General features: G+C 49.9%; 16 protein-coding genes. All 16 read left to right on the top strand.

Going from position 1 to position 17724, the window contains the following annotated elements; all coding sequences use genetic code 11:
* The first annotated feature begins 7 nt into the window (after nt 1-7).
* The 16 genes from PP175_RS16825 to pyrF all read left to right on the top strand — a co-directional run bounded on the left by PP175_RS16825 (nt 8) and on the right by pyrF (nt 17693).
* Complete coding sequence (locus tag PP175_RS16825; protein ID WP_272439469.1) at nt 8-694, top strand: YggS family pyridoxal phosphate-dependent enzyme; 687 nt, start codon at nt 8-10, stop codon at nt 692-694.
* Between the two features lie 27 nt (nt 695-721).
* Nucleotides 722-1159 carry a cell division protein SepF gene (locus PP175_RS16820; protein ID WP_272439468.1) on the top strand — a complete coding sequence of 146 codons (438 nt, stop codon included), beginning with the start codon at nt 722-724 and terminating at the stop codon, nt 1157-1159.
* Between the two features lie 17 nt (nt 1160-1176).
* Entirely contained in the window at nt 1177-1452 is a 276-nt protein-coding gene (locus tag PP175_RS16815) for a YggT family protein (protein ID WP_272439467.1), read from the top strand.
* Between the two features lie 3 nt (nt 1453-1455).
* Nucleotides 1456-2229 (top strand): YlmH family RNA-binding protein, encoded by a 774-nt coding sequence (locus tag PP175_RS16810; RefSeq protein WP_272439466.1) that lies wholly within the window; start codon nt 1456-1458, stop codon nt 2227-2229.
* An 82-nt stretch (nt 2230-2311) separates the two neighbouring features.
* On the top strand, nt 2312-2806 hold the full coding sequence (locus PP175_RS16805) for a DivIVA domain-containing protein (RefSeq protein WP_272439465.1): 495 nt from the start codon (nt 2312-2314) through the stop codon (nt 2804-2806).
* A gap of 170 nt (nt 2807-2976) precedes the next feature.
* Nucleotides 2977-5745, top strand: a complete 2769-nt coding sequence (gene ileS / locus PP175_RS16800; RefSeq protein WP_272439464.1) for an isoleucine--tRNA ligase — start codon at nt 2977-2979, stop codon at nt 5743-5745.
* Nucleotides 5746-5756: 11 nt separating this feature from the next.
* Entirely contained in the window at nt 5757-6221 is a 465-nt protein-coding gene (gene lspA / locus PP175_RS16795; protein ID WP_272439463.1) for a signal peptidase II, read from the top strand.
* Nucleotides 6218-7153 carry an RluA family pseudouridine synthase gene (locus PP175_RS16790; RefSeq protein ID WP_272439462.1) on the top strand — a complete coding sequence of 312 codons (936 nt, stop codon included), beginning with the start codon at nt 6218-6220 and terminating at the stop codon, nt 7151-7153. Before lspA ends, PP175_RS16790 begins: the two co-directional genes overlap by 4 nt.
* Nucleotides 7154-7395: 242 nt before the next feature.
* Nucleotides 7396-7953, top strand: coding sequence for a bifunctional pyr operon transcriptional regulator/uracil phosphoribosyltransferase PyrR (gene pyrR / locus PP175_RS16785; protein WP_272439461.1), 558 nt, complete (start codon nt 7396-7398; stop codon nt 7951-7953).
* A gap of 44 nt (nt 7954-7997) precedes the next feature.
* Complete coding sequence (locus PP175_RS16780) at nt 7998-9362, top strand: solute carrier family 23 protein (protein WP_272439460.1); 1365 nt, start codon at nt 7998-8000, stop codon at nt 9360-9362.
* Nucleotides 9363-9631: 269 nt separating this feature from the next.
* On the top strand, nt 9632-10933 hold the full coding sequence (locus PP175_RS16775; RefSeq protein WP_272439459.1) for a dihydroorotase: 1302 nt from the start codon (nt 9632-9634) through the stop codon (nt 10931-10933).
* On the top strand, nt 10926-12032 hold the full coding sequence (gene carA / locus PP175_RS16770; RefSeq protein ID WP_272439458.1) for a glutamine-hydrolyzing carbamoyl-phosphate synthase small subunit: 1107 nt from the start codon (nt 10926-10928) through the stop codon (nt 12030-12032). Before PP175_RS16775 ends, carA begins: the two co-directional genes overlap by 8 nt.
* Nucleotides 12016-15243, top strand: coding sequence for a carbamoyl-phosphate synthase large subunit (carB, locus tag PP175_RS16765; protein WP_272439457.1), 3228 nt, complete (start codon nt 12016-12018; stop codon nt 15241-15243). Before carA ends, carB begins: the two co-directional genes overlap by 17 nt.
* Nucleotides 15236-16048, top strand: coding sequence for a dihydroorotate dehydrogenase electron transfer subunit (locus PP175_RS16760; protein WP_272439456.1), 813 nt, complete (start codon nt 15236-15238; stop codon nt 16046-16048). The genes carB and PP175_RS16760 overlap by 8 nt, the downstream gene beginning before the upstream one ends.
* Complete coding sequence (locus tag PP175_RS16755) at nt 16045-16974, top strand: dihydroorotate dehydrogenase (RefSeq protein WP_272439455.1); 930 nt, start codon at nt 16045-16047, stop codon at nt 16972-16974. Before PP175_RS16760 ends, PP175_RS16755 begins: the two co-directional genes overlap by 4 nt.
* Nucleotides 16971-17693, top strand: coding sequence for an orotidine-5'-phosphate decarboxylase (gene pyrF / locus PP175_RS16750; protein ID WP_272439454.1), 723 nt, complete (start codon nt 16971-16973; stop codon nt 17691-17693). Before PP175_RS16755 ends, pyrF begins: the two co-directional genes overlap by 4 nt.
* The last annotated feature ends 31 nt before the right edge of the window (nt 17694-17724 follow it).

The raw sequence follows: 17724 nt of genomic DNA, 5'->3' as shown, positions 1-17724 counted from the left end.
AACGGAATTGTCATTTATTGAAGAAAACCTGCAAAATGTACAACAGAAGATTCACAGTGCATGCGGCAAGGCGGGACGCTCTTCCAATGTGCAGATTGTTGCCGTTACCAAGTATGTATCCCTAGAGACGACGCGCCGTGCGCTTGAAGCCGGCATTCATCATATTGGAGAAAGCAGAAGCCAGGATGCGCTGCCGAAGTGGGAGGCGCTTGGTCCACAAGCAGCTTGGCACTTTATTGGGCACCTACAGACCAATAAAGTGCGGGATATTATCGGGAAGTTTGAATATGTTCACTCTCTTGACAGGTACTCGCTGGCTGCTGAAATCAGCAAACGCGGATTAGCCGCTAACGCAATAACGAAATGCTTTATTCAGGTTAATATCTCTGGTGAGGAGACGAAACATGGCCTTGAGCCGGATGAAGTCGAGAATTTTATACGCAAAATTAAAGATTTGCCTTCTATTGAAATAATTGGGTTGATGACGATGGCACCCTATGTGGAAGATCCAGAGGAGACGCGTCCGGTATTTCTCGGATTACGGGAGTTGCGCGATGAACTGTGCGCCGTGTTCCCTGACCTTCACCTTCCCCATTTAAGCATGGGAATGTCTAACGACTACCACATTGCGGTTGAGGAAGGCGCTACTTTTATCAGGCTGGGTTCCACTCTTGTCGGTGATGAACGAAACTAATTTTTGTGTAAAGGAGAACGAGCACAAATGGGTGTAGGGACGAGAATTAAGGACTTTTTCGGCATCGGCAGCGACGATTATGTGGAAGAAATAATAGAAGAGCATTACGAAGAAGAAGAAGAAGAAGCGGAAGAATACATCCGGCCGAAAAAGGGCAAGCAGGATAACGTGGTCAGTCTTCACGCCGTTAAGGAGCAAATTCCTAAAGTAGTTCTCATTGAACCCAAATCATACGAGGAAGTTCAGGAGATTGCTGATCAAATTCGTTCGCGTAAAGCTGTCGTGGTGAACATGCAGCGCGTGACGCCGGATCAGGCAAAACGCATTGTGGATTTCTTAAGCGGCACGGTGTACGCACTGAGTGGCGCCATGCAGAAAATCGGGTATGGCACATTCCTTTGCGTGCCGGAACACATGGAAATGCAGGGAATGATAACAGAAATGATGTTAGATGAAAGAGGTTAATAAATCGAGGTGAAAAGATGATTCAACTTATTAGCTTAATACAAGTTTTGTTTGAGATATACAGCTACGCGATTATCATTTACATTTTAATGTCCTGGGTACCACAGATACGGGAAACGTCCATCGGGCGGTTACTTGGCCGTATCGTTGAGCCCTACCTATCCATATTCAGGCGCATTATCCCGCCGCTCGGCATGATCGACATCTCGCCGATTCTTGCTTTCTTCGCGCTTCGGCTTGCGGAGAGCGGCCTGCTTACGATAATCGGTTATATTGCGGGATTGCGTGCGTAGACTATGAGTTTGTATCATCATTTCAGACCGGAAGAACGCCCCTTTGTTGAGCGGGTGCTGGAGTGGACGCAGCGGGTGCGGGATCGGTACGAAATCATTCGGACCGATTTTCTAGATCCGCGGCAGGCATTTATTGTCCAAGCGCTGGCAAGTCGCGAACCAGGGGTTTTTTTCATGGCCCGTGGAGGTTTTGACGGTGCTGAACGGATGCGTGGTGTTCTGCACCCTGAGTTCATTGAACCTGTAGAAGAGGATTTTGGACTGGCTATCCTGAATGTGACTGGCGCAAACCAATTTCTTTCACTGGAGCACCGTGATTACCTTGGGGCGCTGCTTGGCCTGGGCATTAAACGTGAAAAATTTGGCGATATTCTCGTACATGCTGAACATGCACAAATCATTGTCGCACAGGAAATTGCAGATTATGTCCGGCTGCATATGACTCAGGTTCACAGGGCAAACGTTCTGGTAGAAGTCATTTCGTCTGACCGGCTAATCCTGCCGAATCAATCCTTTCGCAGCCTCTCCTTTACTGTGCAGTCTCCGCGGCTCGATGCGATTGCAGGGGACGTATTCCGGATTTCCCGTGCCAAAATCTTGCCGCCCATTCATAATGGCCGGGTAAAGGTAAATTGGCGTGAAGTGAATGACCCTTCGCTTCGGTTAGAAGAAGGGGATGTCGTGTCGTTTAAAGGCTTTGGCCGTTTTAAAGTTGCATCTGTTGGTGGGGAAACAAAAAAAGGCCGCATTAGAATCGAAGTAAGCATTTATGACTGATGGAGTTCTTGCCTTCGACGGCAGGATTCTGGCCATTTTTGTCGAAAAATAAAAGTTAGAAATTAGCGGGAGGTCGATTACGGTGTCACTTACGCCATTAGATATTCACAATAAGGAATTCAGCCGCTCATTCCGCGGATATGATGAAGACCAGGTTAACGAGTTTTTAGACCAGATTATTAAGGAATTTGATTTGCTGCTTCGTGAAAAAAGAGAGCTGGAGGAGAAAATCGCGGAGCGGGATAAAAAAATCGCTTCCTTTGAGAACATTGAAGAGACGCTGAAGAAAGCGATGTTTGTTGCCCAGGGAGCAGCGGATGAAATGAAAAGCAACGCGCGCAAAGAGGCAGAGCTGATTGTGAAAGAAGCCGAGAAAAATGCTGACCGCATGATTAATGAGGCCCTCTCTAAATCACAGAAGTATTCTAACGAAGTAGAAGAACTTAAGAAGCGGGCGGCTGTTTATCGTTCCCGTTTCCGCTCCATGCTGGAAGCCCAGCTGGCTATGCTCGATAACGCAGACTGGGAGCAGTTTGAGAAGTTGGAAGAAGGTTTCTCCCAGCGCGTCGAGGGATAAAGGTACATATCGGTATAAAAGATTGACTGTTTGTTAACAATTGATTTATAATTTTTAAGACGTGCGAAAAAAGATTCAGGGATAAGATATAACATAGCCTTCTCGTCCCGTGTGGGTAGGGAAGGCTATTTTCTCATTAATAAGTAGAACACTGTAGGAGATGAAGAGATATGGATTATGGTAAGACACTGCATCTGCCGAAGACAGAGTTTCCGATGCGCGGAAACCTGCCAAAACGCGAACCTGACATGCAACAGTGGTGGGAAGAAAGGGATATTTATAATAAAGTGCAGGAACGCACAAAAGACCGCCCTAAATTTATACTCCATGACGGACCGCCTTATGCAAACGGGGACATCCATATCGGCCATGCACTAAACAAAGTACTAAAAGATTTTATTGTCCGCTATAAATCAGCAGCAGGCTTCAACGCACCATATGTACCAGGCTGGGATACACATGGCCTCCCGATTGAGCATGCCATCATTAAAAATGAAAAAATTGATCGCCATAAAGTTGGTGTGGTAGAGTTCCGTGATCGCTGCACGGAGTATGCATGGACATACGTCGAGAAGCAGAAAGGCCAGTTCAAACGCCTCGGCGTACGCGGGGATTGGGACCATCCGTATGTTACACTCCAGCCTGAATATGAAGCGCGCCAGATCAAAGTTTTCGGTGAAATGGCGAAGAAAGGCTATATTTATAAAGGCCTTAAAGCCGTCTACTGGTCACCTTCCTCCGAAACGGCACTGGCTGAAGCTGAGATTGAATACAAAGATAAAAAATCTGCCTCTATTTATGTAGCGTTCCCTGTGGTTGATGGGAATGGGAAGTTAAGCGAGGGGGATAAAGTGGTAATTTGGACCACCACACCGTGGACCATTCCGGCTAATCTTGCCATTGCCATTCACCCGGATTTTGAGTATTCACTTGTTCAGGTAGGCAGTGAGAAATTCCTCGTTGCATCTGGCCTTCTTGAATCGGTAGCGAAGCAGGTTGGTTGGGATTCCTATACGACTGTTACCACCTTTAAAGGCAGCGACTTAGAAGGTGTTGTCTGCCGCCATCCATTCTACGACCGCAAGTCCCCGCTGCTGCTCGGCGAACACGTAACGCTCGAGGCCGGTACAGGCTGTGTACACACAGCGCCTGGGCACGGGGAGGAAGACTTTAATCTCGGACAAAGATACGGACTCGATGTGCTATGCCCGGTCGATGAGAAGGGCATGATGACCAAAGAAGCCCCTGGATTTGAGGGCGTGTTTTACGATAAAGCAAACAAACTGGTTACGGAGAAATTAGAGGAAGTCGGTGTGCTTCTTAACCTTGGCTTCATTACGCACTCCTATCCGCATGACTGGCGCTCAAAGCAGCCTATCATTTTCCGGGCCACTGAACAGTGGTTTGCTTCAATTGACGGTTTCCGCGAGCAGATGCTAGAAGCAATAAAAAAGGTTAAATGGACTCCGTACTGGGGTGAACAGCGGCTGCACAATATGATCGCTGACCGGGGAGATTGGTGTATTTCCCGCCAGCGTGTATGGGGTGTTCCGATTCCGATTTTCTACTGCCGCGACTGCAACGAGCCGCTCATCAACGATGATACCATTAATAAAGTGTCTGATATTTTCCGTCAGGAAGGCTCTTCTGCCTGGTTTGCCAAAGACGTTCAGGAACTGCTTCCGCAAGGCAGTGTATGCGCAAAATGCGGCCACCACGAATTCCGCAAAGAAACAGACATCATGGACGTATGGTTCGATTCCGGCTCCAGCCATGCAGCTGTGCTGCGCGGGCGCGATGAATTGCAGTGGCCGGCCGACCTGTACCTGGAAGGTTCTGACCAGTACCGTGGATGGTTCAACTCATCCCTTTCGACGGCTGTAGCCGTATACGGACAGGCTCCTTATAAAGGTGTATTAAGCCATGGCTTTACGCTTGACGGTGAAGGACGCAAAATGTCCAAGTCACTGGGCAATGTAATTGCACCGCAACAAATTATGGATAAACTCGGCGCCGATATCCTTCGCCTCTGGGTATCCTCAGTTGATTACCAGGCCGACGTGCGTATCTCAGATGGGATTCTGACGCAGATTGCTGAAGTGTATCGTAAAATCCGCAACACATTCCGTTTTCTGCTGGGCAATCTGGAAGGTTTCAACCCTGCGGTGGACCGCCTTCCGTACGACCAATTAGATGAACTGGACCGATACATGATCAATAAAGGCCAGCATGTGATTCAGAAGGTGCGCAGCGCTTACGATGAATATCAGTTCCACACGGTTTACCACACGATTCATAATTTCTGCACCATTCAGCTCAGCGCATTCTATCTGGATATCTCTAAAGACCGCTTATATGCAGATGCGACCAACTCTGTTTCACGCCGATCTGCCCAGACGGTTATGTATGATATTCTTTGTGATTTAGTCCGCCTGCTTTCCCCTATTATTCCGCATACAGCAGATGAAGTATGGCAGTATGTTCCTGGCAAGCAAGCTGAGAGCGTACAGCTTGTGGATATGCCGGAAGCACAAACAGAGTTGTTTGACAGTGCGCTTGAAGCTAAGTGGGATCGGCTGGTTGAAATTCGCGATGAAGTACTCAAGGCGCTTGAAGAGGCCCGCCGTGATAAAGTTATCGGTCAATCACTTGCTGCAGCACTGGACATTTACCCGAGTGAAGAAGTGGCGCAGGCTCTCGCAGGCTGCCGCGATCTCAAAGAGCTGTTTATTGTTTCGGAAGTGAATGTGCATCAACCAGGTGAATCCCCTGCAGAGAACGCCGTACAGCTTGAGGGCCTGTCGGTTCGCGTGTCTCCTGCACAAGGAGAGAAGTGCGAGCGCTGCTGGATTATTACGCCTGAAGTAGGAAAGGATAAAGACCATCCTACCTTATGCCAGCGCTGCGCAAGCGTGCTGAAAGAAGAAGTGGACGCATAGGAGCCCGTACATTGATCTATTATGTGATAGCTCTCATCGTGTTTGCCCTTGACCGCTTAACCAAATGGATGATCGTCAAATACATGGTATTTGGCGAATCCATTCCCGTTTGGAAGGGTGTATTTTACATCACATCCCACAGAAACCGCGGAGCTGCTTTCGGCATTCTGCAAAACCAACGGGTATTCTTCATCATTATTACGCTGGCAGTTATAGTAGGAATTATTTGGTATCTACGCCGGGTTAGCCGGAAGAGTCCGGTGATTGCGTGGGCGCTTGCGCTCATACTAGGTGGTGCGGTGGGAAATTTCTATGATCGTTTTGTAACGGGGGAAGTGGTAGACTTTCTTGATTTCTCACTCATTAACTACCCGATATTCAACGTGGCTGATTCGGCTATCGTTATCGGTGTATGCCTCTTTATCTTTGATGTGCTGCGTGAAATACTACGGGACGGACGGATGAAACGATCATGAACGAGCACCAATTCGAACGGTATGACTGGATAGTTGAAACGGAGGATGCAGGCGAGCGCATCGATAAGTTTCTTGCCGCTGTTCAGGAAGGCTATTCGCGCAGCCAGCTGCAAATCTGGCTCAAAGAAGGCCATGTTACGGTCAACGGCAAGGAAGTCAAGGGAAATTACCGGCTGCAGGATGGGGATGAAATAGTTCTCACCGTGCCGCCGCCAAAGGACCTCGATATCGCTGCCGAGCCGATGGATCTCGCTGTCGTTTATGAGGACAGTGATGTCATCGTGGTCAACAAACCCCGCGGGCTTGTTGTGCACCCTGCACCGGGGCACTACTCCGGGACGCTGGTGAACGGTCTGCTTGCACACTGTAACGATTTATCCGGCATTAACGGCGTGTTAAGGCCGGGAATTGTACATCGCATCGACAAGGATACGTCAGGCCTTATCATGGCCGCGAAAAACGATCGCGCACACGAATCGCTTGCGGCCCAGCTTAAGGCACATACGGTCACCCGTCGTTACATTGCGTTAGTGCACGGGGTAATCGGGCATGATAAGGGGACCATCGATGCTCCAATCGGCCGCGATCCGAAGAACCGCCAGCAAATGGCAGTCGTGTTTGAGAACAGCAAGCCCGCTGTTTCCCATTTTGCTGTTCTCGAGCGTTTCAAGGACTTCACACTTGTTGAACTTAAGCTGGAAACCGGTCGGACCCACCAGATTCGGGTTCACATGAAGTACATCAATCACCCGCTGCTGGGTGATCCGAAGTACGGGCCTAAGAGCGATAGTGATTTTCCCATTGAAGGCCAGGCTCTTCATGCCCGTGATCTTGGGTTTGTTCATCCCACAACAGGGGAGTATATGGAGTTTACTTCACCGCTTCCGGATGATATGGAAAGTATTATTCGGCTGCTTCATCTGCGTGATTAATAACTTCCTGTTGACTTATGTCGAAGACCATGTAATAATTTGTTTAACCACAAAGAAACCTTTAAATCAGTCCAGAGAGACTGGCAAGGGAACCGGATGCGTTCGGTGTTTAGCACGCAGAGATTTGCGTATCTCTGCACTTGCTATACGCCTACGCAAAAAAGCTTCCTGCCTCTGGCGGGAAGCTTTTTTTGTTCAATGAACGAATTGCCAGTACAAATTAAAGGAAGTAGGTGAAGTCAGTGCCTGAGTGGGAAGAAAAAAATATTCTTCTGGATGAAGAGGCGATGCGCCGGGCGTTAACCCGGATTGCGCATGAAATTATCGAACGCAATAAAGGGATTGAGAACTGCGTGCTTGTCGGTATCCGCACACGTGGCATTTATCTGGCAAACCGCCTTGCGGAACGGATTCATCAGATTGAAGGGCGCAAAATTGAGGTAGGAGAACTGGATATAACCCTTTACCGCGATGATCTAACCAACAAACAGGATGAGCCGGTTATCCAGGGAAGCCATCTGCCTTATGACAGCACCAACAAAAAAGTGATTCTTGTCGATGATGTCTTGTTTACCGGCCGTACGGTGCGGGCTGCTCTTGATGCGTTAATGGATATTGGACGCCCACAAAGCATTCAGCTTGCCGTATTAATTGACAGAGGGCATAGGGAACTTCCCATCCGCCCGGATTATGTCGGCAAAAATGTACCCACATCCCGCGATGAGATGATTGTCGTGGAACTCAAAGAAGTAGATGACCGCGAATGTGTGGCTATTAAAGCAAGAAGCAAGGAAAAATAACCTTTAAATCAGTCCGGCGAGGCTGGAAAGGGAGGAGATTTAAAATGAAAAATTTTGTTGATGTAAATGAACCTGTATCCCTGCAGAAACTGTTTCCACTAAGCCTGCAGCACTTATTTGCCATGTTCGGCTCAACGGTACTTGTCCCGCTTCTAACGAAACTCGATGTATCTGTTGCTCTACTCAGCAGTGGCATCGGCACGCTATTGTTTCTCTTTATCACAAAGGGTAAGCTGCCAAACTATCTCGGATCTTCCTTCGCGTTTATCGGGCCAATTCTAACGGTGAGCGCGAGCCAGGGACAAGGGGCTGCAATGCTCGGCTGTCTGCTGGCGGGTGTGGTCTACTTGATTGTCGCGTTGATTGTTAAAGCTATCGGTGTTAACTGGCTGAATAAATTGCTGCCGCCTGTAGTCATTGCCTCGATTATTGTCGTTATCGGCTTAAGCCTGTCAGGCACCGCAGTTGGCTGGGCGCTAAATGACCCGCTGAGCAATCCGCTAAAGCCTGATTACTCGCTCGGCGCTGTAGAAGTCGCGTTTGTTACACTGGCTACAACCGTTATCGCTACAATTTTCTTCCGTGGGTTCCTTTCCGTCATTCCCATTCTCACTGGTATGGTTGTCGGCTATGTCTATACAGTTATTCGCCATCCTGAGTGGATTAATATGGCAAGTGTTCAGCAGGCACCATGGTTTATTACACCACAGCAATGGGTTTCGCACCATCTTATCACAGGTCAATTGGTTTCTGCTTTTCACTCACCGCTTTCCTGGATGACTGCCCTTATCATTGCGCCGGTAGCTCTCGTTACGCTTGCAGAGCATATTGGACATTTGCTTGTCACAGCGAACGTCATGCAGCGCGATTTAATGCGTGACCCTGGTCTGCATCGCTCCCTGCTGGGTGATGGCGTGTCTGTTATTATTGCTTCTTTCCTTGGAGGCCCACCAACCACCACATACGGTGAAAACATTGGTGTGCTTGCGATTACTAAGGTATACAGCCGCATGGTTATTGGAGGAGCAGCGGTTCTCGCCATCGTGTTTGCCTTCGTCGGTAAAGTGGGCGCGTTTCTCATGACCATCCCTAAGCCGGTGCTTGGCGGGGTGACCATTGTCCTCTTCGGGCTGATTGCTGCACAGGGTATGCGTATGTACGTTGAGCACAAAATTGACTTTGCTAACAAACGGAATATGGTGATCTCCGCCATTGTCCTTGTCACGGGGATTGGTGGTTTCAAAATGGATTTTCACCAAATCACGTTCAGCAACTTTATCCATCACCTTACGATTGACAACATTGCAATGGCGACATTCCTGGGGATCATCCTTCATGCTGTGCTTCCGGGTAAAGAAGCGGCATTCGGCGAAGCTCCAGCGAATGAATTAAATACAAAAGTATCGTAAAAACCTTTAAAAACAGTCCTGTGAGGCTGGCAAGGCAGCTGCGATTCTTTTATGCATGCGGGCACGCAGGTACGCTACCCACTCTCCATTAGAGAGCGGCACAGCACCCTGCTCCCCAGGCATGAAAAGAAAAAGCTTCCTTCCCGCCAATCGGCAGGCTGGAAGCTTTTTTTTCACACAAGCGAAGGGACGTCGTTTCTATCGCTATGCTAAACGATGCACGTTAGCGAAGTTTTCGCACAACAATAAAGTTAGGGAGTGAATGAAGAATGGGAATTTTACTTAGGGACGGATTTATTCTAGTCAACGGGGAGCAAGTGAAGCGAGACCTTCTCATTGATGGTAAGGTAATACGGGAAATTACAGAGGGCATAACACCACACGGCCACACTGTTATTGAGGCTGACGGCAAGCTCATATCTCCTGGATTTATCGATATGCATGTACATCTGCGCGAACCGGGATTTGAAGCGAAAGAAACAATTGAGACGGGTACAGCAGCCGCTGCGCGCGGGGGTTTCACCACAGTGGCCTGCATGCCAAATACCCGTCCGGTAATCGATACACCGGAGACGGTTAAACACATTGCGGTTAAAGCGAAGCAGGCCGGGAACGCACGTGTACTGCAGATTGGTGCGATTACGGTGCGGGAACTTGGAGAAGAACTCACCGATATGGCAGCGTTAAAGGAAGCGGGTGTCATTGCCGTATCCGACGATGGAGTCGGAATTCAGAGCAGCCGCATGATGAAAGAAGCCATGATAAAGGCGAACCAGCTGGGCCTGCCAGTCGTCGCACACTGTGAAGATGACAGCCTGGCAGAGGGCGGGTGTGTCCACGAAGGTGATTTCAGCCGGAAAATGGGTCTGCGAGGCATTCCGTCCGAGGCGGAATCTATCCAGATAGCCCGCGATATTTTATTGGCTGAGGCAACAGGCGCTCACTACCATGTGTGCCACATCAGCACGGCAGAATCAGTAAGGCTTGTCAGAGAAGCCAAGCAGCGTGGCGCCCGTGTAACAGCTGAGGTATGCCCGCATCACCTGCTGCTCTGTGATGAAGATATACCGGGTGATGATGCGAATTATAAAATGAACCCGCCCCTGCGTTCCAGTCGAGACCGGGACGCGCTTATTGAGGGGCTTAAAGATGGGTCTATCGATATGATAGTGACCGACCATGCGCCGCACACAGAAGAAGAGAAAGCGCGTGGAATGGCTTTGGCTCCTTTCGGCATCGTAGGACTGGAAACCGCCTTCCCGCTTATCTATACCCAATTAGTAGAGACAGGAATTCTTGACCTGAACGAAGCGATCGATAGAATGACAAGGGTCCCTGCTGAAGTCTTTGGTCTGCCTTATGGTGAAATAAAAGAAGGAGCGCTTGCTGACCTAACACTTGTTGACCTGGCTTCGGTTCGGGAAGTCAATCCGGAGCAATTTGCAAGCAAAGGACGAAACACGCCTTTTGCCGGCTGGAAGTTAAGGGGCTGGCCGATTTTAACCATGCTTGAAGGGAAAATAACCTGGCACGATAACGATGCTGTCGAGGGGGAGGTACACCATGAATAAATGGGCGAGGCTAGTATTAGAAGATGGAACTGTATTTCAAGGAAAATCGTTTGGTGCAGCTGGGGAGTCGCTTGGCGAGGTTGTTTTTAACACCGGTATGACAGGCTATCAGGAAGTATTATCCGACCCATCCTACTGCGGACAGATTGTTACGATGACCTATCCGTTAATCGGCAACTACGGAATAAACCGCGACGACTTTGAATCCATTCGTCCCTTTGTGCACGGGTTTGTTGTGCGTGAACATTGCGAATACGCAAGTAACTGGCGGAATGAAGAGAGCCTGGATTCTCTCCTAAAAGAATATAACATTCCAGGTATCGCAGAGATCGACACACGAAAACTTACCCGGCTCATCCGCCGCCATGGCACGCTAAAAGGCGTACTGACCACAGCGGATACACCGATCGATAGCCTGCTTGAAAGCCTGAAAGCTCCTTTTATGACGGATCAGGTTTCCCGGGTTTCTACGAAAAACATGTTTGCAGTTCCCGGCCAGGACGGTCCCCGCATTGTGTTGGTGGATTTCGGCGCCAAACAGGGGATTTTGCGGGAACTAACCAAACGCAGCTGCGATGTTATTGTCGTCCCATACAATGTGGGCGCGGATGAAATCCGCCGCATTCGGCCTGATGGCGTATTCCTTTCAAACGGGCCTGGCGATCCGAAAGATGTTCCGGAAGCTGTGACCATGCTGCGGGAAATCCTTGGCAGCTACCCGGTATTCGGGGTTTGCCTGGGCCACCAGCTGCTTGCGCTCGCCTGCGGGGCAGATACAGCCAAACTGACATTCGGACACCGGGGCGGGAATCACCCGGTCAAAGAGCTGGCAACAGGGCGTACGCATATTACATCGCAAAACCATGGCTATGCAGTAACCGCAGAATCTGTACAAGGCACTGATCTTGAAGTGAGTCATATTTCGTTAAATGACAATACGGTTGAAGGGCTCGTCCACAAAATTTATCCGGCTTTTTCTGTTCAATACCACCCTGAAGCGGCCCCGGGCCCATTTGATTCAGGCTACCTGTTTGACCGGTTCTTAGAGCAAATTGCACAGCACAAGAAAGGGGATGCGACTTATGCCACGACTCGATAATCTGAAAAAAATACTTGTGATTGGTTCCGGGCCGATTGTTATCGGGCAGGCCGCCGAATTCGACTATGCCGGTACTCAGGCATGTGAGGCGCTGAAAGAAGAAGGCTATGAAGTGATACTGGTAAACAGCAACCCGGCTACGATTATGACGGATACGAATATGGCGGACCGCGTGTATATCGAACCGCTGACGCTAGAATTTGTAACCCGCATCATCCGCAAAGAAAAGCCGGATGGCCTGCTTGCTACGCTTGGCGGACAGACAGGTCTCAATCTGGCAATGGAATTAAACGAAGCAGGCGTACTGGAAGAGGAGAATGTTGTCCTGCTGGGAACGGATTTGGCAGCGATCAAAAAAGCGGAAGATCGGGAATTGTTCCGCTCCCTCATGCAGGAAATCAATGAACCAGTGCCAGCGAGCGATATCATCCATACGGTGGACGAGGCATTGGTTTTTGCAGAGCGAATTGGCTACCCCATCATTGTTCGTCCCGCTTACACCCTAGGCGGCACCGGTGGGGGGATCGTGGCTAACGAACAGGAACTGCGGGAGATTGTAGCAAGCGGCCTCAAGTACAGTCCGATTACCCAGTGCCTGGTAGAAAAAAGCATCGCGGGTTTTAAAGAGATTGAATACGAAGTGATGCGTGATGCTAATGACAATGCGATAGTGGTCTGCAACATGGAAAACATCGATCCGGTTGGCATTCACACAGGAGACAGCATTGTCGTTGCGCCGAGCCAGACGCTGTCTGACCGGGAATATCAAATGCTCCGCTCTGCCTCTTTAAAAATCATCCGTTCCCTGAATATTAAAGGGGGCTGTAACGTTCAGCTTGCGCTGGACCCCCACAGCTACCAGTATTATGTCATTGAAGTGAATCCGCGCGTTAGCCGCTCTTCCGCCCTTGCATCGAAGGCGACTGGCTATCCAATTGCCAAAATGGCGGCGAAAATAGCGGTGGGTTATACGCTTGATGAACTGCAAAATCCGGTTACGAAACAGACATACGCTTGCTTTGAACCGGCGCTGGATTATATCGTGACTAAAATTCCGCGCTGGCCGTTTGACAAATTTATATCGGCTAACCGCAAACTGGGCACACAGATGAAGGCCACAGGTGAAGTGATGGCGATCGGCCGCACGTTCGAGGAATCCATTCACAAAGCTGTCCGCTCATTAGAAATCGGGCTTCACTCCCTGGAACTTCCGGAAGTTGGGGAACTTAGCCGTGAGGAGCTGGAAACCCGCCTCGCAAAGGCGGATGATGAGCGCATCTTCCTCGTGATGGAAGCCTTGCGCCGCGGCCTAACCAAGGAAGAAATTCATAGGCTAACACGTATTGATTATTTCTTCTTAGCCAAATTTGAAAAAATCGTTAACTTTGAACAAGAACTGCGTGACAGTTCATCACCAGGAACTATCAGCTTAGACCGCATAAGAGAAGCAAAGCGGATGGGCTTTACCGACAGGCGTATCGCCTCGCTTGCAGGACTTGCGGAAGAGGAGATCAGCAAGGCACGCCGGGAAGCCGGGATTGTCCCGGTATACAAAATGGTCGATACATGCGCGGCGGAATTTGAAGCTGCGACCCCCTATTACTACTCAACGTATGAAGAAGAAGATGAACGGGAAGAAACGGCTAAACCAAGCGTGATTGTCCTTGGTTCCGGTCCAATTCGGATTGGACAGGGGATTGAGTTTGATTACTCAACCGTACATGCTGTTTGGGCGCTTAAAGAAATGGGTTATGAGGCGGTTATTATTAACAACAATCCGGAAACGGTATCCACCGACTTCAGCACGTCTGACCGCCTGTATTTTGAACCGCTTTTCCTTGAGGATGTCCTGCATATTGTGGAAAAAGAAAAACCTGTCGGTGTCATCGTACAATTCGGCGGACAAACGGCGATTAACCTGGCTGCAGGCCTGGAAAAAGCAGGTGTTACGATTCTCGGGACATCGCTTGAAAACATCGATGCGGCGGAAGATCGCGAGAAATTCGAGCAGGTGCTCCGTTCCTTGCGGATAGCCCAGCCGCCGGGAAAAACGGCTACATCTGTCGAGGTTGCTGTAGAGGCCGCACGATCGCTGAGTTACCCGGTTCTTGTACGGCCTTCATACGTACTCGGCGGGCGCGCAATGGAGATCGTATATAACGAGCAGGAGCTTCTCACCTACATGACAGAAGCTGTAAAAATTAATCCGGATCATCCGGTATTAATCGACACATACCTCATGGGTACAGAAGTCGAAGTGGACGGCATTAGCGATGGGGAAAATGTGCTCATCCCGGGGATTATGGAGCATATTGAACGGGCAGGCGTACACTCCGGTGATTCGATTGCCGTATACCCGGCGCAAAATATTTCGCCCACACTAAAAGACGAATTAATTGAAATGACGACGAACATCGCACGCGGTTTACAGATAAAAGGGCTGTTCAACATTCAGTTTGTTATCCATAAAGGAAAACCTTATGTTCTTGAAGTCAACCCGCGCTCGTCCCGGACCGTACCTTTTCTAAGTAAAATTACAAACATTCCAATGGCTAATATCGCGACTAAAATTATTCTCGGTTCCACCATCCCAGAGCTAGGGCTTACGCCTGGTTATCACAAGGAAGCGGACTATGTATCGGTGAAAGTGCCGGTATTCTCCTTTGCGAAGCTTCGCCGTGTGGATACAACCCTCGGGCCTGAAATGAAGTCTACCGGGGAAGTGATGGGCCGTGACCGAACATTGGCTAAAGCCCTGTACAAAGGTTTGATTGCATCCGGTATTAAAATCCCGACCCACGGGTCCCTGCTTGTAACGGTCGCTGATAAAGATAAAGAGGAAGCACGCGATATTTGCCAGGGATTCAGCGAGCTTGGTTTTACTCTTATGGCCACGGAAGGAACGGCTAACTTTTTACAAAAGGCAGGTATGGCTGTTAAGCGAGTGCGCAAGATTCATGAAGATTCGCCAAACCTCCTCGATGTTATTCGGACCGGAGAAGCCAGCTTTGTCATTAATACGCTCACCAAGGGCAAGACGCCGCAGCGCGATGGTTTCCGCATTCGCCGGGAAGCGGTAGAAAATGGCGTCGTATGCTTAACATCGCTTGATACGGCCCGGGCACTGCTGAAAGTTCTGGAAACGATCACGTTTACCGCTGAAGCGATTCCGCATGAGCCTGTTCGAAAAGAGGTGTTAGCCCGTGGTTAATGGCACAGCAAGTGGCGCACACGTATCGGTCAAGTCGAACAGGCAGATCGCGGATCGTATTTTTCGCATGGAGGTTCAGGGGGAGCAGATCGCGAAGATGACGGCTCCCGGCCAGTTTGTCCACGTAAAATGCGGGACAGGCATTGACCCTCTCCTGCGGCGCCCGATCAGCATATGCGATCTGAACCAAGAGGAGGAGGTACTCACGATGATTTACCGGGCAGAAGGACACGGCACCCGCGTGCTGAGCGAATACGTGCCAGGTCAGTCTGTCGATATACTAGGTCCGCTTGGGCAGGGTTTTCCTATAGACGGAAGGGAGAAGGGCGAGCATGCCCTTCTAGTCGGCGGCGGAATCGGGGTGCCTCCCCTTTATTACCTGGGAAAACAGCTTAAAAGCATGGGGGTTAACGTAACGTATGTGATTGGTTTTGGAAACGCCGGGCAGGTGTTTCTGGAAGAGGAACTTAGCCATGTAGGAACCGTTCATGTGGTCACAGTGGACGGAAGCCGCGGGGTGAAAGGTTTTGTAACCGATGTGCTGAAAGAGGAGTACCAGCTTGCTGAAAACGATTGGGACGCTCTGTATGCCTGTGGTCCGCTCCCGATGCTCACCGCTCTGCAGGAACGTTATCAATCCTCCGGCAAAGAAGGCTATATTTCACTGGAGCAGCGGATGGGATGCGGCATCGGAGCCTGTCTCGCATGCGTCTGTCCGGTACAGGATGCGGCAGGCGGCAAGAAATACCGCAAGATTTGTTCAGACGGACCGGTCTTTCCGTTCGGGGAGGTTAAGCTATCATGAGCTTTAGTCATTCACAGCGGCTTGCTGTATCTTTGGCGGGCATTGAAATGAAAAACCCGATTATGCCTGCTTCCGGCTGTTTTGGCTTTGGGCGGGAATATGCACAGTTTTATGATTTGAACCAGCTCGGTGCCATTGCCGTAAAAGCCACAACGGTTGAAGAAAGACAGGGGAACCCGGCACCCCGTGTGGCCGAGACACCGGGTGGGATGCTGAACGCGATTGGCCTGCAAAACCCGGGGCTTGATGAAGTGATGGAGTCAGAGCTTCCATGGCTTGAGCGGTTTGGCCAGCTTCCTGTTATCGTGAATGTAGCCGGTACGGTCAGCGAAGATTATATTGCCGTAGCAGAGCGCATTAGCCAGGCATCGAATGTGGCCGCGATCGAGCTTAATATCTCCTGCCCGAACGTGAAATGCGGCGGAATTACATTTGGAACGGATCCGGTTATTGCTGCAGAACTGACGTCGGCTGTAAAAGAAGTAAGCCGGGTCCCTGTGTTTGTCAAACTTTCACCAAATGTGACGGATGTCGCATCTATTGCGAAATCCGTGGAGCGGGCTGGAGCAGATGGTTTGAGCATGATCAATACACTGCTTGGCATGCGGATTGATTTAAAGACACGCAAGCCTATTCTAGCGAATAAAACAGGCGGCCTGTCAGGACCGGCCATCAAACCGGTTGCCATCCGGATGATTTATGAAGTGAGCCAGCAGGTAAATATACCGATTATCGGCATGGGCGGCATCCAATCGGCAGATGATGTGATTGAGTTTTTTATGGCCGGAGCATCTGCAGTGGCTATCGGGACTGCGAATTTTGTAGAGCCGATGATCTGTCCACAAATCATTGCAGATTTAGAGGAAAAGCTTGATCAATACGGGGTAGATACAATCGCGGAATTAACAGGAGCGGGGTGGAGATGATGGACGCATCCAGAATTATGGTGGCGCTGGACTATCCTGGTGTCAAGGAAGCTTCATCCTGTGTGCAGGACTTAAGCGGGAGCGGTGTTTATCTAAAGGTCGGCATGCAGCTGTATTATGCAGCAGGTCCAGCTTATGTAGCAGCTTTAAAAGAAAACGGTTATTCCGTTTTCCTGGATTTAAAAGTACACGATATTCCCAATACCGCCAGCGGTGCGATGCAAAGCCTTGCCTCGCTCGGCGTGGATATGGTCAATGTGCATGCTGCCGGCGGCCGCCGGATGATGGAGGCGGCACGTGAAGGGCTTGAGAAAGGCACACCTGCGGGCGGCAAACGATCTCTTCTAATCGGTGTTACGCAGTTGACCAGTACGAACATCGAAACGATGAACTGGGAGATCGGCATACCCGGTTCGGTAGAAGAATGCGTTGTGCGTTATGCGCAGCTTGTGAAAGATTCTGGGCTTGACGGGGTGGTTGCTTCCCCGAGGGAAGTGCCGCTCATTAAACAAGCTTGCGGAGCGGATTTTCTGACCGTCACGCCGGGGATAAGACCGGCTGGTGCGGATGCCGGGGATCAACAGAGAATTACTACACCTGAGGAAGCCATAAAGCTGGGCTCTGATTATCTCGTCATTGGGCGAGCGATCACACAGGCTGCCCAGCCGAGGCAGGCGCTGGATGATATTGTGCAGCAGATAAGCAGCCTTGGGGTGTAAAAATATAAACAATGAAAGGCAGTGTGAGACA

Origin of the sequence: Aneurinibacillus sp. Ricciae_BoGa-3 (genome assembly GCF_028421645.1) — a bacterium.
GTDB lineage: Bacteria > Bacillota > Bacilli > Aneurinibacillales > Aneurinibacillaceae > Aneurinibacillus_B.
The sequence above is the reverse complement of the archived record's forward strand: the minus strand, read 5'-3'. Positions and strand labels throughout refer to the sequence as shown.